The following is a 24,830-nucleotide window of genomic DNA, read 5'->3' as shown; positions in this document are numbered from 1 at the left end:
ATGAAAGTATTCATCAACAAAAGAATTCCTGAAATAGGAATTAAAATACTGGAAGAAGCAGGATTGGAAGTAACATTCCCAACACATGACAATTTACCTCATGAAGAATGGTTAAAGTATTGTGAAAATGCCGATGTGGTTTTAAATGTAGGACACAATAAATTTGACAGAGAATTTTTCGAACAATGCCCAAATGTAAAGGCAATTGCTTTGTATTCTGTTGGTTTTGATCATGTTGATATTAAAGAAGCTACTCTCAAAAATATTCCTATCGGAAATACACCGGATGTTTTAAGCAGAGCTACTTCTGACATTGCGTTTTTATTAATGCAATCGGTTGCAAGAAGAGCTAGTTTTAATTTCCAAAAAGTAAAAGAGGGAAATTGGGGAGATTTTGATCCGTTACATGCTTTGGGACAGGAATTATATGGAAAAACTTTAGGCGTTTTCGGATTGGGAAGAATAGGTTTTGAAATGGCTGAAAAGTGTAAAAAAGCCTTTGATATGAAGATTATTTATCACAATCGCCATCACAATGAAGAGGCAGAAAAAGAACTCAATGCAACCTATGTTTCTTTCGAAGAATTAATTGAGCAATCTGATGTTTTGAGTATTCACGCTAATTTTGTTCCGGATCAGAAAGACCTTTTCAATGCTTTGGTTTTTGAAAAAATGAAACCTGATTCTATTTTTATTAATACAGCTAGAGGTGGTTTTCACAACCAAAAAGATTTGTATGAAGCATTGGTTTCAAAACAGATTTGGGGAGCCGGTTTAGACGTCACAAATCCGGAACCTATTTTTAAGGATGATCCAATTTTAGAGCTTTCAAGTGTTTGTGTGTTGCCGCATATCGGTTCAGCAACAATTGAAGCAAGAGACGGAATGGCAAAAGTAGCCGCAGAAAACATCATCGCTTTTTCTAAAGGTGAGAAAATGCCGAACTGCGCTAATCCTGAAGTTTATAATATTTAATGAAAATTAAAGATTAGGTTTAAATATTTCTAAAAAGATAGAAGTTGGAATCATTTTTGTCTTTTATTAAATCAACACTAAATACAATATAACATTATGATACCTGAAGATAATACCAACGAACAGAACAGAAAGCTCGAACAAATGGATTATAGTCCAATTGAAGATATCTTTAACAGAGAAAAACATATTCCTTTAGATGGAGATGGAAATCCTATCTTAAATGAAGATATTGATGATGATAAAATAGATAAAGGATTGGATATCCCCGGCGTTGAAGATGACGATGAAATGGAAGAAATCGGCTCCGAAGATGAAGAAAATAATTATTGGAGCACAAGTGATAATGATGATGATCATGAAGAAACAAACGATGATGTGCTTACCTAAAATAATAGGCCTTACTAAAATTTAGTAAGGCTTTTTTTGTTAACTATTTGTATGTAAGTGTTTGTTTATTAGTGTAATACCGTTTGCTGTTGTTAATTTAACATAAATAAATGGTTATGTTTGAATATTCTATTGTTAAAAGTGCTAAATTTATCATTACCTAGTGATTAATATTTTTAACCTATGAAGAAACTTTTACAAATTTTACTCATATTCGTTGGAGTTTTTACATTTTCTCAAGCGCCTGTAAACATCAAAGTGAAAGATGCTCTAGGTAATGAAAATTTCAACGTTACGTGTGCTAATGACCTCGATGCCAACGGTTGTATAGCACTGCATGTGGAATATCCTGAGTTGAAGGAAACGACAAATTATCAGGTAAGTCCGGCATCATACAGTCCGCCGATTGCGATGAATCAGGGAACTGCGCTTAATGCCAATTATGATGATTTGTTTGCTGTAAAATTGGATCTTCCGTTCAAATTTTGCTTTTACAATCAATATTTTGAAGCGGTAGTTGTAGGTTCCAACGGAATGCTCACTTTTGATGAAAGTCAGCTCGGTAACATCAATTATCCGAATGTTCAATGGCAAAATCCAAATGTGGGTCTTCCAAAAAATTCTATTTTCGGAGTGTATCATGATATGGTTTTTTCATCAAATGATCAGTCTGAAATCTATTATTCCGTGATCGGAACGGCGCCTTACAGAAAATTTATCGTTAATTTTTATGAAGGAAGAGTAGCAGGATGTACCGATCGTTCTTCTTCACAAATTGTTCTTCATGAAACAACGAATCAAATTGAAGTTTTTGTTGATAAAAAATTAACACCCTGCCCAACCCGAAAATTTGAAAATGCACTCATTGGCGTTATCAACAGCGACGGAACGGTTGGCGTTTCTCCCGCATCAAGAAATACGGGAGTTTGGCAGGCTTTGCAGGAAGGCTGGAAGTTTAATCCGGTCGGAAATGTTATTCCACCACAGGTAACATGGATCAATGCTGCAGGACAAACCGTTGCTACAGGCGTGCAAGCTACTATTTGTCCGACACAGAATGAAGTTTACACGGCGAATGTTTTATTTAATATTTGTGGAAATAGTACACTTACTTTGACGGATGATTTTGCGATCACTTTCGATCCAACTTATCCGGTTGCTAAGAATTATACGCAAAATTTTTGTGGAAATGCTTCGGTTAATTTAAATCTAAATAGTTTCCAATCAAACCTTACTTCGCAGAATCCTGCTAACTTTAATTTTAGCTATCATTCGACATTGCTGGACGCGCAAAATAATCAGAATGCTTTGCCCAACGCCTATGTTTTGAATGGAAATACTGTTTTATTTGTAAGAATTCAGAATCCGAGTAATCCGACATGTTTCAGGGTTGCAGTTTTAACACTTAATTTTGCATCGAAAAACCTGCTGAAATCTACAGTTGAACTTTGTGATACCAATAATAATGGAGTAGAGCAAAACTATGATCTTTCTTTGCTTAATATTGAGCTTTTCCCTCCCGGAACTACGGGGATTTCATATTTTGCAACACAATCTGATGCTCAAAATAATAATAACAGCATAACTACGGCAAATATTACGACGAATACGAATATTTGGGTGAGACTTCAGGATGCGACCTGTACTTATATTTTAGGTCCGGTTCATTTTCAGTTTAAGCCTGGGGCTAATGTCAATTCTCCGCTTACATTTCCTTATACGATGTGTGATATTAATGCTGATAATCAGGAGCCTTTTGATTTTGGATTAAATATTGGGCCATTAATTACAACCCAAACTGGAGTTATTTTTACAGCATATTCTACCTATAATGAAGCTTATACAAATATTGGAACTGTATTAACAACCATTAAACCTGGACAATATAAAGTTTTTATAAGAGTTGATATTCCAAATGGCTGCTTTGCTGTAGTTGAGGTTAATATGGATATAACTTTTACTAAAATTGAAGTCAACGAAAAGCATGAATATATCTGTTTTAATGGAACTGATAATATCACGGTCAATCTCAATACGTTGTCTGCCGGAATGCTGATTTCCCCAACAACGGTTCCTGTAACAGAATTTTATCCTGATGCTGCGAGTGCAGAATTGGGAACGGGAGCGATTAGTCCAAATCAGACTATTACAACTGATGGTAATTTTGTTACCCAAACCTATTTTGTACGTTTTGAACAATCTGATATCTGTTACACGGTAAGACCTCTGAATGTACATTTGGTTCACCCTGTGGTTGTTCAGTCAAGTTTTTCGGTGTGTGATTTTAATAATGATAATTCTGAAAATGTACCGTTATCTCAGTTCAGTGCTTCGATTATTGGAAATCAAAATGCAACGACTTTATTTTATCTTAGTCAGGCTGATGCACAAAATGGTAATAATCCTGTAACCAACGTTACGCTTACAGGAAGCCAGCAGATTTTTGTGAAAATAACGTCTTACAATTGTGTACAGATTTATCCTATCAATTTAAGTTTAAATTCAACGCCGGTGGTTAATTCTCCGGTTACAATTTCGCTAAACAATATTTGTGATAATAATAATGACGGTGCGGAAATTTATAACTTAATTCAGACACAATCACAGATTTATAGTGGAACGGATGCTACTTTTACATATTATACTTCTTATGATCCTGCAACCCATATTTTTACAGGTGAAATTGCCAATCCGAGTCAATATAATGTTCCGGGAAATGCAACGGTATATGTGAAGGTTAAATTTAATAACAGTGAATGTTTTTCTGCTGCTCAGTTAACGATACAAATGACATTTTTACCGCCTGTTGTTCTTCAGAATGCTCTTTTAGAAAAATGTGATGAAGATTTTAATTTAAGTGAAACTTTTCAGTTGAATGATGCGATTCCGCAATTGTTTATTGCTTCCCAAAATACACAGCCACTTTCTAATATGACGATCACGTATTACAATACGGCTGCAGAAGCAAATGCAGGAGCGGCGGGAACGCAGATAGGAAATACAATTACAACAAATATTTCATCCGTGCAGGTTTGGGCGAGATTTCAGTCTAAAACTTCGGGTTGTTATTCTGTGGCTCCGATTCAGTTGAATACTTATTTCCCTCCGAAAGCAATTAATTCAACCTTAACAGTTTGTGATGAAAATTTAGACGGATCTTATGAAGTCAACTTGCTGAATTTTACGAATTTAATGGTTGATATTCAAAATCCGGCTAATGTATTTAGTTTTTATTTAACGGAACAAAATGCACAAAATGGAACGAATCCTATTCCTAATCCACAGAATTTTACGGCAAATCCGTTCCCGACTCAGATTTGGGTGAAAGTTCAGAATATGGCGGCTTGTGATGATGTAGCAAGTATTAGTTTTCTATTTGGATCTAAGGTTGTTCTTCAAAACGGAGGTCCTTTTAACCTAAATAATGTTTGTGATATTGGAAATGACGGAATAGAAAATGTTAATTTAACTCAGTATGAACAGCAGATTTATACAGGAGGTAACGCAACGTTTACTTATTACCCTTCTTTGGCGGATATTAATGCCAATACAAATGTTATTGCAACGCCTTCGAATTATTCATTTAATCAAAATACAGGATCAAATACAATCTATGTAAAAGTAAGCATTCCCGGATCTTGTCCTGAAAGAGTAGAGATACATTTATCTTTAAAACCAACTCCGATTTTCAATATTCCGACGCAGTATATTTGTCAGGATGGTTCATTAACGTATACTGTTCATGTTGAAGGATTTAATATTGTAAGTTATGTCTGGACAGATCCAAACGGACAGGTAGTTTCAAACACAGATACCATTACAGGAGTTACTGTAATCGGAACTTATACGCTCACCGTTACGGCAGATAACGGATGTTCTTACACGGGTACTTTTGAATTGAAATATTACGATGTTCCCGTTATCCAAAAGCTTGATATTAATGGAAATAATTGTACGGTTTACGCTACAGGTTCAAAAACAATATTGTATTCCATAGACGGAATTACATGGCAGTCGAGCAATACGTTCTATAATTTACCGACAGGAATCATTACTTTTTATGTGAAATATGTTGACGGAGAATGTATCGTAAAACAGGACGGAGTAATTTTAGATATTAAAAATGCCATCACACCAAACGGAGACGGTCTTAACGACAAATGGATCATAAAAAATCTCCATGTTTTTGGAAATAGAATGACCAACGTAAAAGTATTTGACCGTTATCAGGCTTTGATTTTCGAACAGAATACCAATACTCAAATCATTTGGGACGGTACAATTTTAGGAAGAGCTATTCCAACGTCGAGTTACTGGTATGTCATCACACTTCCGGATGGAAGATCATTTACCGGTTGGATTCTCGTCAAGAATAATAATTAAAAAAATCATTTCTCATGAATATAACCTTACTGAATTTCGGTAAGGTTTTTTATTTTTGAAAGCTAAATACAAACAAATAATGAAAGAAACCCTAGCCCAAATCAACGGAATTCTTATCCGCAGGAACTTTGTAGAACATCTATCTTACAATTTAAATGTAAAAAAGTTAATTTTTAACAGGATCTTTCAAAAGAAAATACTGAATATTACGTTTAATTCTTAAATTTGGCTCATGCGAAAGAATCTTTATCTTATCATTATATCATTTTCTCTTATTAGTTGCTATACTTATCAGATTAAAAAAACTGTGGATGCAGCGATAGACAATAAGCAGGATCCTAAAAGGAATGCCACTATTGCTAATAATACTTCTCCGCAAATGACAAGTACAACAGCTGGATCCCAAAACCCAAACGGACAACAAACGCCTATTCCGATTAATGTTCAGGAAAAACTTACACCTAACAAAAATGTTAAAATTGAGGTTGATGGCAAGTCTTATAAAGTAATAGTTGACAAGTGGGAAAGCGATAGTCTGGTTGTACATCCGGTTCATAATGCTAAAAAAACTCTGAAATTCCATAAAAACCAGATTAATGCCGAGAAAATTAAGGAAAAACGCTTTTCACAACCCATAGCTGATATTATTACTGTTGTTGCTTATGCCGGAATTGGTGCTTTAATTTATACTCTTATACGCTAATTTTTTTCTTTGAATTTTCGCTAATCGGAATTTTTACCGTTTAGTTGCATTGTATTTTCTAATTTGAATATCTTTAAGACTTTCAAATTAAACTCAGAACTTTATATAACAATATGACTTTCCAAGAACAAATACAGCAGGGGATTCCAAATCAATTACCTCAACCAAAACCATACGAAACCAATATAAACCATGCGCCAAAGCGTAAAGAAATTTTAGGTGAAGAAGAGAAAAAATTAGCCTTAAAAAATGCTTTGCGTTATTTCGAACCTCAGTTTCATGCAGAATTACTGCCCGAATTTAAAGAAGAATTAGAAAAATACGGTAGAATTTACATGTATCGTTTCCGTCCAGATTATGAAATGAAGGCTAGACCAATTTCAGAATATCCGGGAAGATCTGAGCAGGCAAAATCAATTATGCTAATGATTCAGAATAATCTGGATTATGCCGTGGCTCAACATCCTCATGAATTAATTACTTACGGTGGAAATGGTGCCGTTTTCTCAAACTGGGCTCAATATCTTTTAACAATGAAATATCTGTCTGAAATGACGGATGAACAGACGTTGACAATGTATTCAGGGCATCCGATGGGGTTATTTCCTTCTCACAAAGACGCGCCAAGAGTGGTTGTGACGAACGGAATGATGATTCCAAACTATTCTAAGCCGGATGATTGGGAGAAATTCAATGCACTGGGTGTTTCACAGTACGGACAAATGACAGCCGGAAGTTACATGTACATCGGGCCACAAGGAATTGTTCACGGAACTACGATTACGGTGTTAAATGCTTTCAGAAAAATCAATAAAGAACCAAAAGGCGGACTTTTTATTACTTCAGGTTTAGGTGGAATGAGTGGTGCTCAGCCAAAAGCAGGAAATATTGCGGGTTGCGTTACCGTTTGTGCTGAGGTAAATCCAAGGATTACAAAAATTCGTCACGATCAAAAATGGATCAATGAAGTTCATGAAAATCTGGATGAATTAGTAGAAAGAGTGAAAAAAGCTCAGGAAACTCAGGAAACTGTTTCTTTGGCTTATCTTGGAAATATCGTTGAGGTTTGGGAAAAATTTGATCAGGAAAATTTAAGAATTGATATTGGTTCAGACCAGACTTCGCTTCATAATCCTTGGGCGGGAGGGTATTATCCTGCAGGACAAAGTTTTGAAGAATCAAACAAAATGATGGCCGAAGATCCTGAATTATTCAAAGAAAAAGTTCAGGAAACCTTAAGAAGACACGCTGCAGCAATCAATAAACATACAGAAAAAGGAACCTATTTCTTCGATTACGGAAACGCCTTTTTATTGGAAGCATCAAGAGCCGGAGCTGATGTAATGTCAGAGAATCCAACAATTGGAAAAGAATTTAAATATCCAAGCTACGTTCAGGACATTATGGGGCCGATGTGTTTCGATTATGGTTTTGGGCCGTTCCGTTGGGTTTGCACAAGCGGAAATCCGGAAGATTTACAGAAAACAGATGACATTGCCTGTCAGGTTTTAGAAGAAATGATTAAAACATCTCCTGAAGAAATTCAACAGCAGATGAAGGATAATATTCAGTGGATCAAAGGTGCGCAGGAAAATAAATTGGTCGTTGGTTCTCAAGCGAGAATTTTATACGCCGATGCAGAAGGGAGAATGAAAATCGCTGAAGCTTTTAATAAAGCCATCAAAAATGGAGAAATTGGTGCGGTAGTTTTAGGAAGAGATCATCACGATGTTTCGGGAACAGATTCGCCTTACAGAGAGACTTCCAATATTTATGACGGATCAAGGTTTACGGCAGATATGGCGATTCAAAACGTGATTGGTGACAGTTTCCGTGGGGCAACCTGGGTTTCTATTCACAATGGAGGCGGAGTTGGCTGGGGAGAAGTAATCAACGGTGGTTTCGGAATGTTGCTTGATGGAAGCGATGATGCCGACAGAAGATTAAAATCAATGCTTTTCTGGGATGTTAACAACGGAATTTCAAGAAGAAGCTGGGCAAGAAATGAAGGTGCTGTTTTCGCCATAAAAAGAGCGATGGAAATGGAACCGAATTTGAAAGTGACGTTGCCGAATTTTGTGGATGAGAATTTGTTTTAACTAAATTAAATATTATATTTAAAAGGACTTTGTTATACATTTTATAGCAAAGTTTTTTTTAATTCTTTCATGATTAATAATTTTCATTTTTAGAAAGAAAATTATCCTAATGTTTAAATGATTACACTTGTCTAATGAATAAGTTTTTTAAAATATTCCTGTTCTTTTCAGGTTTTATAATCGCATTAATTAGCATTACTTTTTTGCTAAATCCAAGATTTTTTACATCTTTTGGATTAATGTATGGACCGGGAATCCAAGATTTTAGTAAGAGTCTAACAGGAGGATACAATTTATACAGAAATTCTGCACACGAAGTTTTTATTGCCCCTGACAATGGTTGGAGCGATGAAGACGCTATAATTCCTGCAAAAGTTATTAAAGTAAATGCGTATGAAGAATTTATTATTGCAGAAAGACAAGGATTGAAGAGAAGAAGACCAAATGATAGTTTAGATACATATGAAATTCCTGATAAAAATATCAAAGATTATTGGATTTTAAACACAGAGAAAAACTATGTTTTGAAGAATTTGAAATCTAATGATTTTAAAAGAAAATTAGATTCTTTAAAAATTCCAGAAACTGAATTAATTGGCATCTATGAGTATTAGAATTGAAAATGATTCACGATAAAAGATACAAACATCTACTCAAAAACAGATTTTATTTTTGAGAAATAATTTAAATGTTATTATATTTGTATCATAAATCGATACAAAAAACATAAAATAATGATAGCAGAAATAGAAAAATTCATCGAGATCCAAAACAGCATCGATGAAATATTAAAAAATTCTCCTTTCAAAATGTCTTATATCATTGAGAAATCCGGAATTAAAAAACCTACTTTTTTCAAAAAACTGAAAGAAAAAAGATTTACACCAGAAGAGCTTTTAGTGATTTCAAAAACAATAGAAGTGAAGCAATGGAGAAATGAAACTAAAGAAGAAATTCTGGAATCTTTGAAAAAATCGGAAGAAGATATTAGAAACGGGCGTGTTTACAGCTATGAAGAAGTAAAAGAAAGATCTAAAAAAAGATTAGAAAATTACGGAAATGAAAATCCAATTTAGTAAGCAATCTTTTGATGATATCAAATAACGTGCACTCAAAACTAAAACCTCTCGGAATTCTTTCATTATTACTATTGATGGCATTTTACAGCCTTCAGGAATTTCCGTTGGTGTATCCGTCCTATTTTCCGAAGCCGTTGTATGATTTTAAGGCGAATCCGTTGAAACGTGCTAAAATAGAATTGGGCAGAAAACTATTTTATGACCCAATTTTATCGAGAAATAATATGGTTTCGTGTTCTTCCTGTCATAATTCAAACCAAGCCTTTTCCCATGCAGGAAATGGTTTAAGCAAAGGAATCGAGGATGGAATAGGAGACCGAAATTCACCTGCGATATTCAATCTTGCTTGGCAGAAGAAATTTATGTGGGATGGATCGGTTGTGAATATTGATGTTCAGGCTTTGGCGCCAATCAATCATCCTAAAGAAATGGGGGAGGATATTAATGTTCTTGTCCGAAAACTTAATAAATCAAAAGAATATAAAACGCTTTTCTACAGAAGTTTTGGTGACAGTTTAGCAACAACGGAGCGGATTATGAGATCACTTTCGCAGTTTCAATTGACGATTGTTTCTGCTAATTCTAAATATGATAAAGTAAAGCAGGGCAAAGCAAAATTCACTGAGTCGGAAGCGAATGGATATCAATTATTCAAAAACAATTGTAGTTCGTGTCATACCGAGCCTTTGTTTTCCAGTTATGAGTTTGCAAACAATGGACTTCCCATCAACCCCGAACTCAAAGACTACGGAAAATGGAATAAAACAATGGAATCGGAAGATAAACTGATGTTCAAAATTCCAAGCCTCAGAAATCTTTCTTATACTTATCCTTATATGCATGACGGCAGATTTCAAACGCTGAATGAAGTGTTGGAACATTATGAAAAAGGCATAGAAAAAAGCCCAACATTAGCAAAAGAACTTCAAAATCCGATTGTTTTTAATCCAAAACAGAAAGAAAATTTGTTGGCTTTTTTGAGAACGCTTAATGATTCTGTGATGGTTTCAAATAGAGAATATCAAAAAATTAATAAGTAAGAACACTAATATCACAAATGAGTTCACAAATTTTCACAAATCTTTAATTAGTGTTATTAGTGAAAACATTAGAGTCATTTGTGTTTAAACAAATAAATTAAACAATGAAAAAAATAGGAATTATAGGTTGTGGCTGGCTAGGCGGTCATATTGCGGAGAGATTATCCGGTCAGTATGAAATTTTCGTAACTACCACTTCTCCATCTAAAATAGAAGATCTAACTTCAAAAGGATGTCACACCACATTGGTTGATTTTCCGAATGATCTATCCGAAACCATGACAGAATGGGAAGTTGCACCACAATTGGATGCCGTGATTATTACAGTCCCTTTTGCCGGAGTAAGAGGTGCGGAAATTCCGTTGCAGGAAAAAGCTCAGAACTTGTTGACATTCCTTGGAGATTACAAAGGTCAGCTCTTTTTGATGAGTTCTACCGGAGTTTATCCCGAGACTGAAAAAGAATTTACAGAAGACGATCGATCTGCGGATGAGGTTCCGAGTGAGAGTGTCATAAAAAATATATTCCCTCATGTCAATATCTTGAGATTGGCTGGATTAATGGGAGATCAGCGATTGTTGAAGAATTATAATATTTCCAATTTGGATCTGTTGGTGAACCATATTCATTACGCAGATATTTGTTCGGTCGTTGAAAAAATGCTGAACAACCAATCTCAATCCAAAGTGTATAATGTGGTGGCGCCTGTTCATCCTAATAAAGAAGAAATCATCAATGCGCAGAAAGATCTGCCATATTCGGGAGAACGTACTACAAAAGGCAGAACGATATCGCCCGCAAAATTAATTGCAGAGTTGGATTTTGAATTTAAATATCCGGATCCGAGGTATTTTCATTTGTAAATAATAAAACCTGCTGTGAGGCAGGTTTTTTGGAATTATATAATTTTATATAATTTATCTGACATAGATATATTCTTTTTATATTCTATAACTGATGGATAGTGTATTATGTGCCCTGTATATCCAATATGCTTTAACAATAAACTATTTACCATAAAAAGAAGATGACCTATAATAATTAATAGTTCAGTTTCCTTTTCTTTTAATTGAATTTCTTCAAAAGGAGAAGTTCCATGAAGAAATTTATTTCTATGATTTAAAATTTCTTTTTCAACTTCGTTTAGTGTAATACCATAGTGTTCAAATGGGAATGCTAATTTTTTTGAATTTGTTGGGCTGTTAATTTCATTAATTTTTGAAGTAAGGATTTTCATTGCTTCCTCAGAAATTTCTTCATTATATTTGGAGAGCTCTTTCAATAAATCAAGTCTAATGTTTTTTGCAGTTTGTTTATTTGAAATAGGTTTTATTTTTTCATTTTCTCTGTTTTCTTCATAAACTAATGTAGTTATAGTTTCTAATGCAATAGATAAAATGCCAGCTTTTAATAAATACTGTTTTGCATTATTAGCTTCTATTACTAATTGACAACTTCTAGAATAAGCACTATTATTTTTAATTATGTTACATAAGTTTGAAAGAGTGTCAAATGAAAAAGGATTAGAAAACTTGTTATATTCATCATTATTTTCTTCTAATTTCTTTAAATATTTTTTGAATTCCGAAGGGTTTATGAGAGGCCTTTTAGAGAAAATGTTTGATAATTTTTTTTCAAAAAAAACATTTTCAATAGTTTTGAAATCAAAATCATTAGAAGCCTGATAAAAGTTCTGATGTTGAATAAATGGACCAGATAGAAAAGCAAATGCAATAATTATTGATTCACAAGAGTTTCTAAAATTAGAAAAAGATTGTTTTTCTTGTCCTTCAATTATAAAAAATGATTCTTTTGTTTCATCATTTGTGTGTTTAAAAATATGATAATTAAAGTCATCTAATTTTGTTTCAAATAGATTTAAAGAAATAGTGGATTCAACTTTTGAATGACGTTGTGAAAAAATATCAAAGTCAAGATCTTTTTCAATTGGTATTATTAATCTATGAAATTTATTGTCAAAATCTTGAATTGAGCCGGAATGAAATTTTTTTAAATGTAAAGTGAAAATTTGTGGAACATTAAAAGAAAATTTTGCAGTTGTTATTGAATCATAATCTATTGTAAATATTTGACCTAGTTTCAATAATATTAAAGAACTTTTTTGATCGAATAAATTATTCTTTAATTCATCTAGTCCAAACACAGGGCTATCTAAAAATATTTTACATTTAAAAAAATCATCTTTTTCATTTTTGTCAACTGTACAAAATACTTCAACTTTTTTATCTTTATTAATAATCTTAAATACTTTCTCGGATTGAAAACTCCTTATTTCGTTAATAGATGTATAAATATATTTTTCATAATCAAATTTAATATCATTGCTCATAGTAGGATTTTATTTATTATAACTGAAAAAAATAGTTAAAACTTTTATTTCTATTAATTTCAGGCTTTTAACAAATATAAATAATATAAAGCTTATAATCAATACAGTTTCCCGTAATCCAAAAACTTACAAAACTACGTTTACCACCTAAAAACTTTTTATAAAGCTTTAAAACAACCCTATTCATAACCAAACACAAATTACATTAAAGCCAAACAATAGCATTTGTAATCAAATACAAAATACATTTAGGAAAAACAATACTGTTTGCGACCAAATACAAATTGTTTTTGTTTCCAACATTATTGTTTGTCATTAAATACGAAATTTTTATATTTGAAACATGGAAATTGTTCCATAATTAATAATAAAAACACAATCTACGTATGAAAATTACATTAGCAAGGCTAAGTACTAAAGATCTTGCGACTTTAGCTCTAAGAATTATTTCAAATTCTCAATCAGGAAAATATCCTGTGATCACTAATCATCCTTTACTTTCGGTTTTACAGAACTCATACACCGAGTATGATAGTGTATATACCAAACAGGTCTATAGCGGAAAAGGAAAAGATGTCGCTACTTTAGATCATGAAAGAGATGTCACTTACAGCAATATGAAGGCATTTCTGAACGGTTACCGAAAACTTTCTTCAATGGCTAATTATCAGATGGCGGAAGATCTGTATGGAGTATTCAAAACTTTCGGGTTGGATCTTGACCGTTTAAGTTATTCCTCCCAAACAGCTCAGATGAAAAAGCTGATTGAAACCTTAGAACGTCCTGAAAATATGCAGAAAATAGCCAATCTTTCCCTGAATACTGCTTATGAAGATATGAAGTCTAAGCATAAAGCTTTTGAAATTCTCTTTGCAGAACAGGCAGAAGCCAACGGTGAACTCCGCCAGATGAAAAGTGCTTCAGCTATCCGCAAGGATCTCGAAAAGATACTAAAAGCTTATATCAATCTGGTGACTGTAATGAAAGATGTTCCGGATTGGGAGCTTCTACGCCGACACCAACGAGCTTGTGAAGGCTGCGAAAAATTCGTCTATAACTAAAACTAAAGAGGAAAATTCATTAGATAAGAAAATGTAAATCATTAAACTCAGCGTAATGCTGAGTTTTTTTAATATATAGTTTCCAACCTTTTCCCTCAATCTTGCATCTTTATATAAAAAGCTCTTATGAAAATCACCATACCAAAACCATGTCATGAAAACTGGGAAATGATGACCCCCGCAGAAAAAGGAAGATTTTGTTCTGTCTGTTCTAAAACGGTTCGGGACTTTACCATTGCTTCGGATGATGAAATTATTGAGGTTATTTCTAATGCTACAGATAAAGATATTTGCGGTAATTTTTATGATTCTCAACTTAATAGAAATCTGCAATATTCTTATATCAATTCAATTTTTGTGAAGTTTGCAGTGGGTTTTATCCTGACAACGGGCGGATTTGTTTCTTTACAGGCACAGGAGAATAAGCCTAATGTAATGATAAATAAAGTGCCGGGATTAGTTATTAATCAGCCAAAAGATACTTTAAGCAGACGACAGATGACGGTTGGTGGCATAAGTTCGGGCGTAAGAAACGATCAGAAAGCTTTGGTGGTAATGGATGGTAAAGTAATTAGTTTAAAGGATTTTGAAGCACTCGATTCTAATTCAATAAAAACAGTAAATGTTCTGAAAGGTGCTTCCGCAACAGCAATATACGGTGCTCCAGCTCAGAATGGAGTCATCATTATTACAACTAAAAAGAAATTTAAAGACAGAAAAAATAAAATTTAACAGATTTAAATAAAACAAGACTCAGCACACGGCTGAGTCTTATTATTTCTATAAAATTTAAAACGTACTATTTCACAGCCTTAATCGCTGCTTCATAGTTCGGTTCATGCGAAATATCAGCAACCTGCTCTTCATAAACAATCTTTCCTGAAGGATCGATCACGACAACGGCTCTGCTTAAAAGACCTTTCATCACAGAATCCGTAATTTCTACACCGTAAGTTTTCCCGAAATCAGAACGGAAATCAGAAAGCATTACTACATTTTTGATTCCTTCTGCGCCACAAAATCTTTTTTGAGCGAAAGGCAGATCTTTAGAAATACAAAGAACAACCGTGTTCGGAATATTCGCAGCATCTTCATTAAAATGACGCACAGAAGCCGAACAAACGCCCGTATCTACACTCGGAAAAATATTTAAGATCATATATTTTCCTTTGTAAGAATCAAGAGTTTGATCTTTCATCGTAACATCGGTAAGCGTAAATTTCGGCGCTGCTTTATTTACTGATGGTAATTTAGCATAAGTATGAACAGGTTTCCCTCCCATTAAAACGGAGTTTGCCGTTTTAGCATTTTGAGCAAAGCTCAACACAGAGAAAAATAATACCGTACTGAAAATTAATTTTGAAAACATAATTTATTTTTTTTTTAGATGTTTAATTTTTAACCATAAAAGGCGCAAAAGCCCTTAAACATTTAGATAAGTTGAATATTTTAAAGTTAAACACATTGAAAATAAAAGTTTACAAAATGAAAATCTTAGATTTTCAAAACTTATGTGCTCTTCTATCCGTACTTAAATTAGCTTAAATGAACTTTTGTCTCTTTTGTGGTTAAAAATAATTCTGACAAGTTATAAGCAAATTTATTCTTTTTTAAAACGTTAAACATTAATTTTAATTCAAACACCCTATAAATAGAGCAAATCTATTAATCTCCTCTTTTTAAAATCAAATTTTACGTCTACCTTTATTCTATTCAAATTTTTACACTCAAATTATTAAACAAATAAAAAGATTTATGGATTCAGCAAATAACGCATCATTTCACGAAATTTTTAAAAGCGAAAACGAAATTCCCGAAGAATATAAAGTTCCCGAAATTCACCAACGAACCTATCTTCTCAATGGCGAACTGGTAGAGTGGAACGGAGAAGTCACCAATATTTATTCACCCATCTGTATTCCCACAGAAAACGGTTTGGAAAGGAAGCTCTTGGGAAGTATTCCGAATATCGGTCCAAAAGAAGCGATGGAAGTTCTTGAAGCTTCTGTAAAAGCCTACGACAATGGTCTTGGAGAATGGCCTACAATGTCGGTTGAAGGTCGCATAAAATGTATGCAGAAGTTTGTGTACTTAATGATTGAACAACGAGATTTAATCATTAAATTATTAATGTGGGAAATCGGAAAAACGTTACCAGATTCAACCAAAGAATTCGACAGAACGGTAGATTATATCAACCAAACCATTGATGCTTTAAAAGATTTGGATCGTGAATCTTCACGTTTTCAGCAGGCAGAAGGAACAATTGCTCAAATAAGAAGAGCTCCACTTGGAGTTGTGTTGAGTATGGGGCCATTTAATTATCCTTTAAATGAAATTTTCACAACATTGATTCCTGCTTTAATTATGGGAAATACAATCTTGTTTAAACTTCCTAAACATGGCGTTTTGGCGCATTATCCATTGTTAAATGCTTTCAAGGAAGCTTTCCCAAAAGGAACGGTGAATACTTTGTACGGAAAAGGATCAGAGATCATCACCCCAATCATGGAAAGCGGAAAAATTAATGTTCTGGCTTTCATCGGTTCAAGTAAGGTAGCCAACGGATTGAAAAAATTGCATCCAAAGGTGAATCGTTTAAGGGCTATTTTAAGTTTAGATGCTAAAAATGCAGCGATTGTTACTAAAAATGCAGATTTGAATGTTGCAGTGAGCGAATGTATTTTAGGGGCGCTTTCTTTTAACGGTCAACGTTGTACAGCGCTCAAATTGATATTCGTTCAAAAAGATGTTGCAGAAGAATTTACTCAAAAATTAACGGCCGCAGTTTCAGCTTTAAAAGCCGGACTTCCGTGGGAAAAAGATGTGAAAATTACACCACTTCCGGAAGTAAATAAACCTCCTTATCTGAAAGAATGTATTGACGATGCTTTGGCGAAAGGAGCAAAAGTTTTAAATGAAAACGGTGGTTACAACGAAGAATCTTTCGTGTTTCCAGCTGTTGTTTATCCCGTGAACAGTGATATGAAACTATATCATGAAGAACAATTTGGTCCGGTAATTCCTGTCGTTCCTTTTGAAAGTATTGACGAACCGATCGAGTATCAGGTAAATGCCGATCATGGAATGCAGGTGAGTATTTTCAGCGAAGATCCGTTGGAAGTTTCAAAATTAATTGATCCTTTTGTGAACTTGGTAAGCCGTGTTAATATCAATTGTCAGGCTCAGCGTGGCCCCGATGTTTTCCCATTTACAGGAAGAAAAGACAGTGCAGAAGGTACGCTTTCGGTTTTTGATGCGCTTCGTTCGTTCTCGATCAGATCTTTGGTGGCTGCAAAATTAACGGATTCCAATAAAAAATTACTGAACACGATTGTAAGAGAACATGATTCTAATTTTTTAAGCACAGATTATATTTTTTAAATTAAAACTGACTAATTCTTAGATCATATAAGAGTAAAATCTTTTGTGGTGATAAATAAAAAGTCCGATAGAATACTTTCTGTCGGGCTTTTTTTATTAATTTTCAAAAAAAGTGTAACATTATTTTCAAAACTGAACTAACTCTATAGAGTAAAAAGCCATGACCTCATTAGAAAAGGAATTTTTAGATAAAATCGAAAAACATAAAGGAATCATTTTCAAGATTTCTAAAATGTATATGGATGAAAAAGACGATCGCGACGATCTTTTTCAGGAGATTACCTATCAGGTCTGGAAAGCTTATTCAAACTTTAGAGGCGAAAGTGAATTTTCAACCTGGCTGTACAGAATTGCCCTCAACACCGCAATTGTTTTCTTAAAATCAGAGAAAAAAAGAAGTTTTATCGCCAATGAAGATTTTTCCAATTACAAGATCATTCAGGATGAATATGATCATGATAAGGAAGAAAAATTGGCTGAAATGTATAAAGCAATCAATCAGTTAAATCCAATTGATAAAGCTTTTATTTTCTATTATCTGGAAGATTTTTCAGGAAGAGAAATTGCCGAACAAATGGGTATTTCCGAGGTAAATGTAAGAGTGAAAATGAACCGCGCCAAAAATAAACTGAAAGATATCTTAAATTCAAAATAGACGAGTTGCGATATTCGGAATTCGAGTTTGACTTGAATTTGTAACCCTCGCATCTCGTAACTCATTAACCAAAAAATAACTCATTATGAATATAGACGAACTAAAAAACGCTTGGAACGAAGATGATATTTTTGAAGAAACTCCAGAAATAAGCATTGAACAGAAGAATAAAATCAATCTTCCGCTGGAAAAAATGCGCAAAAATATGAGAATGGAATTTTTATCCACCATCGGGATATTTATCTTCGGATTTATGGTTGTTTGGATCCCAATTCCTGAAGCGCCGTTTAAATTTAAATTTTATATCACCATATTATTGGCTTCAATGGCTATAGTGACGTTTTTTTTCTTTAGTAAATTTTTCAAATTATATAAGGAAATGGGAAGTCCAATGTTGAAAACCTATGATTCTTTGAAGGATCTTCTGTATCAGTTAAATCTAAATAAGCAGTATTATGTTTCATTTTATCTGAGTTTTGTACCGTTTTTGGTTTGTGAACTCATTATCGTTATTGAATGTATTCCTTATCCACAGCCTTTATCGGATATGCAGATTGCCACAACGCTTATCGGATCTGTTTCAGTTGGATTGTTCATGTTATATCTCGTAGGAAATTGGTGGTTCAAATATTTTTACGGTAAGCATATCACAAAAATTGAGAATCTTTTGAAAGAATTGAATCAATAAATAGTTTCGGCGGGCTGAAAGCCCGCCGAAACCCGTTAAATTATTATTTTAAACTTTCTTTTTCATTTTTGATTTCATTTTTTATCCAGTCTAGCTGAACATCTTTTTTCTCAATAATATCCTGCAAAGTTTGTGGAATAACAACATTCGGAATAACTCCTTTTTGAGTATTAGAAAGGATAATATTTGGATTTACGAGAAGCAGGCCAATCGGTAATGTCAATCTCGAGTTGGGAAGAACCTGATAAGAATAAAACCCCGCCACGCTTCCATCATTGGCACCTCCGGTTTCTTCTCCCACCAAAGTGGCGCGTCTGTCGTATTTTAATTTAGAGCTGAAAATGGAAGATGAAGAAAAACTTCCGCCATTCACCAAAACGAAAACCTTTCCTTGAAAAGCATCTTTATTGGGTTGGGTTACATGATCAGCTTTTATTTTATAGTAAGATTTTCCGTCTTTTCCTTTGTAGGTATTGAGGGCTTTAAGAAAAACATAGGTTGGATAGGTTACCCCTTTTACGGCATATTCCAAAGCTGAACTTTTCTTAAAATAATTGGTTTGTAATGGAGTAAGACTTGAATTAAGCTGTGAAGGCTTTATCAACACAAAAGGCTGAGTAGCAATATATGAATACAATTCATTAATCTCCTCCAAAGAACCTCCGTAATTGTTACGGATATCGATGATGAGGTTTGATGTTTTTGCATCTTTTATTTCAGCGAACGTATTTTTATAAAATTTATCAGAAGCCGAATGGGAGAATTTTTTGATTTTTAAATACGCCGTAGAATTATTTTCATCTAAAAACCTGAAACTCCTATTGAATGAATTATTGTTTGTTGAAGAAGCAATTTCTTTCTTTTCGCCACACAAAATTGGTTCTTCTTGTCGATGAAGAATGAAGGTCTGTTTTTGATCGTTATATGAAGTTTCAATTTTTGCACTGTCCAGAATTCCATTTTCTAAAGTATAAAAATGGAAAAACATATCTTTCAGATAATAAGGCTGAAAAGTGGTGTTGAAGCCGTCACTGCTTATTAATTTTTTATATTTTTCAATATAAAGAGAAACAGGAATATCATTAATGCTGATAAGTTCTGTTCCGGGCTTTATATTGTGTAAAGAATCCTTATTTTCAACAATATATAGATGATTATCCTGAATTCTATATCTGAAACGCGTAAACAAACGCTTTTTGATCTTTAAAATATCTTCCTTAGAAAGTTCATTAGGAGATTGCAGAGAAAGATGTCCCTGCCTGATACTCGTAATAATAGGTTGTAACCTGAAATAAAATTGTGTTGGTGTAAGAGGTTTATCAAGAGTTTGTTTTAAACTGTCGATTTTATGATCCAGATCTTTTTGTGAAATATATTGATAAAGCTGAGGATGCATCTGCTTAAGTTTATAATAAGCAAAATCTACATCTTGTTTAAGTTTTTCGGACGGAATATAATTATCCTGCTGATCACGCTGCTTTCTTACGGAAGAACAGGAAGCCAGAACGATGATAATTAATATTACCGAATAGTTTTTCAATGTGTTTGAGTTTTTTTCAATCGGCTAAATTAAAAGGTTTAAAATTACCATTCAATAAATGAGTAATAAATTATTCAAAATAGATTATAATTTTAGTTAAAAATAAAGGATTTGCGTTCCCAGATCGTCATGTAATATTAAAGTTATACATTTGAACCCTATTTTTTCAAGAAAATGATCTATATAATTATCACAGTTGTCGTTTTATTGGTAGCGGCATATTTCATAGTAACCGGTCAGGAAGTTTTTGGTGAAGCTCCTAAAGGAAAGAGATTAGAACGTGTGAAACAATCTAAATTATACAAAAACAAGCAGTTTCAAAATCTTAGTTATACCCCGTCCATCACAGAAGGATACGGAATGACAACTGTATTGTATGATTTCTTTTTTGCTAAAAAAGATCCTTTATTGAAGCCGTTAAAGCCTGTTCCATCCGTTCATACAGACCTTAAAAGTATTCCGAAAAACGAAGATGTTTACATTTGGTTGGGGCATTCGTCGTATTATATTCAGACAGATGGCGTTTCTTTTTTGATTGATCCTGTACTTAGTAAATATGGTTCGCCTTTCAAATTTTTCAATAAAGCTTTTGCGGGATCAGATATTTTTAAACCTGAAGATATTCCGAATATTGATTATTTGGTGATTACACACGATCATTTTGATCATCTTGATTATCCGACGGTAAAATCTATAAAAGATAGAGTAGGAAAGGTGATTCTGCCTTTGGGCGTAGGTGCGCATCTTGAAAGATGGGGCTATAAAGAAAACCAAATCATTGAAGATGAATGGGGAGCTTCTTTTGATTTGAAAAATGATCTTAAAATAACTTTTACCCCAGCAAGACACTTCTCAGGCAGAAATGTGAAGAGAAATGGAACGCTTTGGACTTCGTATGTTTTGGAAACTCCAACGAAGAAAATATTTTTAGGTGGTGACAGTGGTTACGACACACATTTTAAAATGATTGGTGAAAAATATGGCCCATTTGATTACATCGTTATCGAAAACGGACAATACAACGAAGCCTGGAAATACATTCACGGACTGCCGGAAGATGTTGTACAAGCTTGTTTAGACTTAAAAGCTAAAAATGTAATTCCTGTACATTCATCAAAATTTGCGTTGGCACTTCATGCTTGGAATGAGCCTTTACAAAAAATTACAACCCTCGGAAAAGACAAAAACTTACATATTCTTACACCAATAATCGGTGAAACTGTTGATTTAAATAAAACCGACAATCAATTTAAAGTTTGGTGGGAAGATTAATTTAGGCGTGCCAAATATCTTTATATCTGGCAGGATGATTTTCAAACTGCTGTCTTACAAAATCACATTCAGGGTCTACCAATAAGTCTTTTTCTTCTGCGAAATTCACTAATTTATCCAAAAGTAATTTGGCATATCCGTGACCTTCGTGCTCTTCATTAAGTTTAGTATAATAAACAATGAGAAGCCTGCCGTCGATCTTTATAGACATATAGCCTGCCTTTTTTCCATCAATTAATATCTGCAATTCATCTTGATATGGAGATATTTCGAATTTTATATTTTCCATAATGATTAAGATTTGGGTTGAATGAATATTGAATTCGAAATTTATTTTCAAACTTCTTTCCTTTAAAATTACAAATTTAAAATGAAACTGAAATACAAAAAGCGCAACCATTCGCGTAATTTGTGAAAAATTTATTAGTAATATTAGTGTTTTAAATAAAAGCAATATTTAATTTTAAAACACTAAAACACTAAAACACTAAAACACTAAAACACTAAAACACTAAAACACTAAAACACTAAAACACTAAAACACTGACCCATCCGCTATTTGTGAAATGTTTAACAAAGATTATGAAGACATTGTATTGATTTGGCATTTTAATTGAGAATACTATTATAGTAAAATTTAAATAAAATGAAAAAGATATTATTAGCAGCGTTTTTTGTAGGGACTTTTAGTCTAAGTTATGCACAGTCAGAATACTACAACGATTATAGAAGAAGTGTAACAGATGTAAATTGGCAGACCGTGGCTGTAGATTTATTATTGTCAAAAACACAGACAAATGAGTTAAATTCACTCAACGACAGGTACCATGATTATAACTCTTTTAATAGGGTATACGTAAACAATCCGGACAGATGGAAAGAAGACAGATATTCTGAAATTGAAAGGATTTTAGGTAGGGAAAAATACCAAAAATTCAAAACTAAATATTACAAAGGACAAAATCCTACGGCAGTTTACAACCGAAATAAAAACAACGACAAACGTTATAAACACATGACCAAAAAATCCAAAAATTATAAACAAGATAACGGAAAAGGTCACAAACACTAACCTATTATCAACTATATATTCAATTTTTAACTTGACTGGTCGAAAGATCGGTCATTTTTTTGATATTAAACATAATTATATCTTGTTTGAATTTTATAACTTTGAATCATGGAAACATCAGAAACAATAAGCGAATTTTACGAACGTAATGTAAATAATATAACTTTCAAAGACGCTACAACTCCGGGAATTGGGCATTTTAATGTCTTTAGCCGAGACGATTGTTCATTGATAACGCCTTACAGCAGGAGAGATTATTATAAAATTTCATTAATTATCGGAAAAGGAAAACTCCATTATGCGGATAAGTGGATCCATGTTGACAGACCTGCATTATTGTTTTCAAATCCTGTGGTTCCTTACTCTTGGGAGGCTGATGATGAGGATCAAACGGGTTGGTTTTGCCTTTTCTCAGATCAGTTTTTACAAAATGGAAACCGTTTGGGAAATCTGCAGGATTCCCAGCTTTTCAAAATTGGCGGGACACCGATTTTCTTTGTTGATGATGAACAAAAGAAGTCAGTTTCTGAAATTTTCCAAAAAATGATGGTTGAAATTCAGTCTGATTATATTCACAAATACGACATGCTTCGCGCTTATCTTCATCTTTTGGTACATGAAACCATGAAAATAAATCCTGCCGAAAATTTTGAACATTATCAAAATGCTTCTCAAAGAGTAGCTTCATTATTTATGGAATTGCTTGAAAGACAGTTTCCAATTGATAGTCCTGAAGCTTACCTTAAACTGAAAACTCCAACCGATTATGCGGAAAGTCTTTCCATTCATGTCAATTCATTGAATCGTTCTGTAAAAGAAATTACGGGTAAAACTACGAGCCAGCAAATCACTTCAAGGATCATTCAGGAAGCCAACGCATTATTACAGCACACAGATTGGAATATCTCTGAGATCGCTTATGGATTGGGATTTGAAGAACCTGCTTATTTTACCAATTATTTTAAAAAGCAAACCGGGCTTACTCCAAATTCATTAAGAAATTCTCTTGTTTGAATTTTATAATTCTTAGTTTGAATTCTATATCAAATAGTAAAAGTTCTTGTTCTAATTTTGTTCTTATAATTTAAAATCACAATCAATTATGAAATTCAGAAAATTAGGAAACACAGGAGAGCAGTTATCTGCAATAGGTTTAGGTTGTATGGGGATGAGCTTTGCGTATGGACCTGCGGACGAACAGGAAAGTATCAACACTTTACATAAAGCGTTGGATCTTGGAGTCAATTTTTGGGATACTGCCGATATGTACGCAAACGGAGAAAATGAAAAACTAATCTCAAAAGTTTTGGTTCCGAATCGTGATAAGATCTTTATTGCTACAAAATTCGGATTCAGGTTTAAGGATGGAAAAGCAAGTCACAGTGGGGCTCCCGGAACTTATTTCGACGGTTCTCCGGAATGGATCAAAAAGGCTGTAGATTTAAGTCTTCAAAGATTAAAGATTGATGAAATAGATCTTTACTACGCTCACAGAGTTGACCCAAATATTCCTGTTGAAGAAACGGTTGGAGCAATGGCAGATCTTGTAAAAGCAGGTAAAGTAAAATATCTAGGTTTATCCGAAGCATCACCTGAATCTATTAGAAAAGCTAATAAAATTCATCCGATTACGGCTTTACAGTCAGAATATTCTATTCTTACAAGAGATGTGGAGAAAGAAATTTTATCTACCATCAGAGAACTTGGAATTACGTTGGTTCCTTATTCACCTTTGGCAAGAGGTCTTTTTGCTAATATTAATGAAGCTCAAAACTTCGGTGATGATGATTTCAGAAAATCTCTTCCTCGTTATCAAAATGAAAGTTTGAAAAATAATAAAAATTTAGCCAAAGAATTCAATGATTTAGCAGAATCTAAAGGAATAAAAGGAACACAGCTGGCCTTAGCTTGGGTTCTGAATCAAGGCGAAGACATCATCCCGATTCCAGGAACAAAACGTATCAAATATTTAGAAGAAAACATTGCTGCAACGAATATTGAGCTTTCTCAATCTGATCTTGATACCATTGATTTTATCTTGAAAAAATATCCAAACATTGGAGAAAGATACAGCGAAGGTTCTATGAAATTAGTGAATAATTAAATGAAAATTTTAATTTGATAATTAAAACAAAAACG

General features: G+C 33.5%; 22 protein-coding genes. 18 read left to right on the top strand and 4 right to left on the bottom strand.

The window, feature by feature from the left end; all coding sequences use genetic code 11:
* From SB689_RS04825 to SB689_RS04785, 9 genes are all read left to right on the top strand, one after another.
* The gene (locus SB689_RS04825; protein WP_410691030.1) at positions 1-975 is read left to right on the top strand and encodes a 2-hydroxyacid dehydrogenase; all 975 of its coding nucleotides are present in this window, start codon (positions 1-3) and stop codon (positions 973-975) included.
* Between the two features lie 96 nt (positions 976-1,071).
* On the top strand, positions 1,072-1,365 hold the full coding sequence (locus tag SB689_RS04820) for a hypothetical protein (RefSeq protein ID WP_410691029.1): 294 nt from the start codon (positions 1,072-1,074) through the stop codon (positions 1,363-1,365).
* A 183-nt stretch (positions 1,366-1,548) separates the two neighbouring features.
* Positions 1,549-5,748, top strand: a complete 4,200-nt coding sequence (locus SB689_RS04815; protein WP_410691028.1) for a T9SS type B sorting domain-containing protein — start codon at positions 1,549-1,551, stop codon at positions 5,746-5,748.
* A 232-nt stretch (positions 5,749-5,980) separates the two neighbouring features.
* Entirely contained in the window at positions 5,981-6,451 is a 471-nt protein-coding gene (locus SB689_RS04810; RefSeq protein WP_410691027.1) for a hypothetical protein, read from the top strand.
* Positions 6,452-6,564: 113 nt separating this feature from the next.
* Complete coding sequence (locus SB689_RS04805) at positions 6,565-8,550, top strand: urocanate hydratase (protein ID WP_410691026.1); 1,986 nt, start codon at positions 6,565-6,567, stop codon at positions 8,548-8,550.
* Positions 8,551-8,684: 134 nt separating this feature from the next.
* Positions 8,685-9,164, top strand: a complete 480-nt coding sequence (locus tag SB689_RS04800; protein WP_410691025.1) for a DUF3997 domain-containing protein — start codon at positions 8,685-8,687, stop codon at positions 9,162-9,164.
* Between the two features lie 120 nt (positions 9,165-9,284).
* Positions 9,285-9,626, top strand: a complete 342-nt coding sequence (locus tag SB689_RS04795; protein ID WP_410691024.1) for a hypothetical protein — start codon at positions 9,285-9,287, stop codon at positions 9,624-9,626.
* 14 nt (positions 9,627-9,640) lie between these two features.
* Complete coding sequence (locus tag SB689_RS04790) at positions 9,641-10,669, top strand: cytochrome-c peroxidase (protein ID WP_410691023.1); 1,029 nt, start codon at positions 9,641-9,643, stop codon at positions 10,667-10,669.
* 104 nt (positions 10,670-10,773) lie between these two features.
* A complete protein-coding gene (locus tag SB689_RS04785) occupies positions 10,774-11,532 on the top strand; it encodes a hypothetical protein (RefSeq protein WP_410691022.1) in 759 nt (252 codons plus the stop codon).
* A gap of 35 nt (positions 11,533-11,567) precedes the next feature.
* Here SB689_RS04785 and SB689_RS04780 read toward each other — a convergent pair whose 3' ends face one another.
* On the bottom strand, positions 11,568-13,019 hold the full coding sequence (locus SB689_RS04780) for a hypothetical protein (protein WP_410691021.1): 1,452 nt from the start codon (positions 13,017-13,019) through the stop codon (positions 11,568-11,570).
* Between the two features lie 386 nt (positions 13,020-13,405).
* Between SB689_RS04780 and SB689_RS04775 the strand changes: the two genes are divergently transcribed.
* A complete protein-coding gene (locus SB689_RS04775) occupies positions 13,406-14,080 on the top strand; it encodes a DUF6261 family protein (protein WP_410691020.1) in 675 nt (224 codons plus the stop codon).
* 126 nt (positions 14,081-14,206) lie between these two features.
* Positions 14,207-14,812 (top strand): TonB-dependent receptor plug domain-containing protein, encoded by a 606-nt coding sequence (locus tag SB689_RS04770; protein ID WP_410691019.1) that lies wholly within the window; start codon positions 14,207-14,209, stop codon positions 14,810-14,812.
* Positions 14,813-14,879: 67 nt separating this feature from the next.
* Here the strand turns inward: SB689_RS04770 and tpx are convergent, their stop codons facing one another.
* Positions 14,880-15,449 carry a thiol peroxidase gene (gene tpx / locus SB689_RS04765; RefSeq protein ID WP_410691018.1) on the bottom strand — a complete coding sequence of 190 codons (570 nt, stop codon included), beginning with the start codon at positions 15,447-15,449 and terminating at the stop codon, positions 14,880-14,882.
* Between the two features lie 386 nt (positions 15,450-15,835).
* On the opposite strand from tpx, the gene SB689_RS04760 reads away from it, so the two are divergent.
* From SB689_RS04760 to SB689_RS04750, 3 genes are all read left to right on the top strand, one after another.
* The gene (locus tag SB689_RS04760; protein WP_410691017.1) at positions 15,836-17,464 is read left to right on the top strand and encodes an NADP-dependent glyceraldehyde-3-phosphate dehydrogenase; all 1,629 of its coding nucleotides are present in this window, start codon (positions 15,836-15,838) and stop codon (positions 17,462-17,464) included.
* Between the two features lie 160 nt (positions 17,465-17,624).
* Positions 17,625-18,119, top strand: a complete 495-nt coding sequence (locus SB689_RS04755) for an RNA polymerase sigma factor (protein WP_410691016.1) — start codon at positions 17,625-17,627, stop codon at positions 18,117-18,119.
* Between the two features lie 85 nt (positions 18,120-18,204).
* The gene (locus SB689_RS04750) at positions 18,205-18,807 is read left to right on the top strand and encodes a hypothetical protein (RefSeq protein ID WP_410691015.1); all 603 of its coding nucleotides are present in this window, start codon (positions 18,205-18,207) and stop codon (positions 18,805-18,807) included.
* Positions 18,808-18,850: 43 nt separating this feature from the next.
* On the opposite strand, the gene SB689_RS04745 is transcribed toward SB689_RS04750, so the two are convergent.
* Positions 18,851-20,347, bottom strand: coding sequence for a S41 family peptidase (locus SB689_RS04745; protein ID WP_410691014.1), 1,497 nt, complete (start codon positions 20,345-20,347; stop codon positions 18,851-18,853).
* A gap of 174 nt (positions 20,348-20,521) precedes the next feature.
* On the opposite strand from SB689_RS04745, the gene SB689_RS04740 reads away from it, so the two are divergent.
* Entirely contained in the window at positions 20,522-21,619 is a 1,098-nt protein-coding gene (locus tag SB689_RS04740; protein ID WP_410691013.1) for an MBL fold metallo-hydrolase, read from the top strand.
* Between the two features lies 1 nt (position 21,620).
* On the opposite strand, the gene SB689_RS04735 is transcribed toward SB689_RS04740, so the two are convergent.
* Positions 21,621-21,908 carry a GNAT family N-acetyltransferase gene (locus tag SB689_RS04735; protein ID WP_410691012.1) on the bottom strand — a complete coding sequence of 96 codons (288 nt, stop codon included), beginning with the start codon at positions 21,906-21,908 and terminating at the stop codon, positions 21,621-21,623.
* A gap of 357 nt (positions 21,909-22,265) precedes the next feature.
* Here SB689_RS04735 and SB689_RS04730 point away from each other — a divergent pair, with 357 nt between their 5' ends.
* From SB689_RS04730 to SB689_RS04720, 3 genes are all read left to right on the top strand, one after another.
* A complete protein-coding gene (locus SB689_RS04730; RefSeq protein WP_066757367.1) occupies positions 22,266-22,691 on the top strand; it encodes a hypothetical protein in 426 nt (141 codons plus the stop codon).
* 108 nt (positions 22,692-22,799) lie between these two features.
* Positions 22,800-23,705: a helix-turn-helix domain-containing protein gene (locus tag SB689_RS04725; RefSeq protein WP_410691011.1), complete on the top strand. Its 906-nt coding sequence runs from the start codon at positions 22,800-22,802 to the stop codon at positions 23,703-23,705.
* 88 nt (positions 23,706-23,793) lie between these two features.
* Positions 23,794-24,795: an aldo/keto reductase gene (locus tag SB689_RS04720; protein ID WP_410691010.1), complete on the top strand. Its 1,002-nt coding sequence runs from the start codon at positions 23,794-23,796 to the stop codon at positions 24,793-24,795.
* Positions 24,796-24,830: the final 35 nt, after the last annotated feature.

Source organism: Chryseobacterium sp. SIMBA_038 (assembly GCF_046535115.1).
Classification (GTDB): Bacteria; Bacteroidota; Bacteroidia; order Flavobacteriales; family Weeksellaceae; genus Chryseobacterium.
This window is presented reverse-complemented; position numbering and strand designations above follow the sequence as displayed.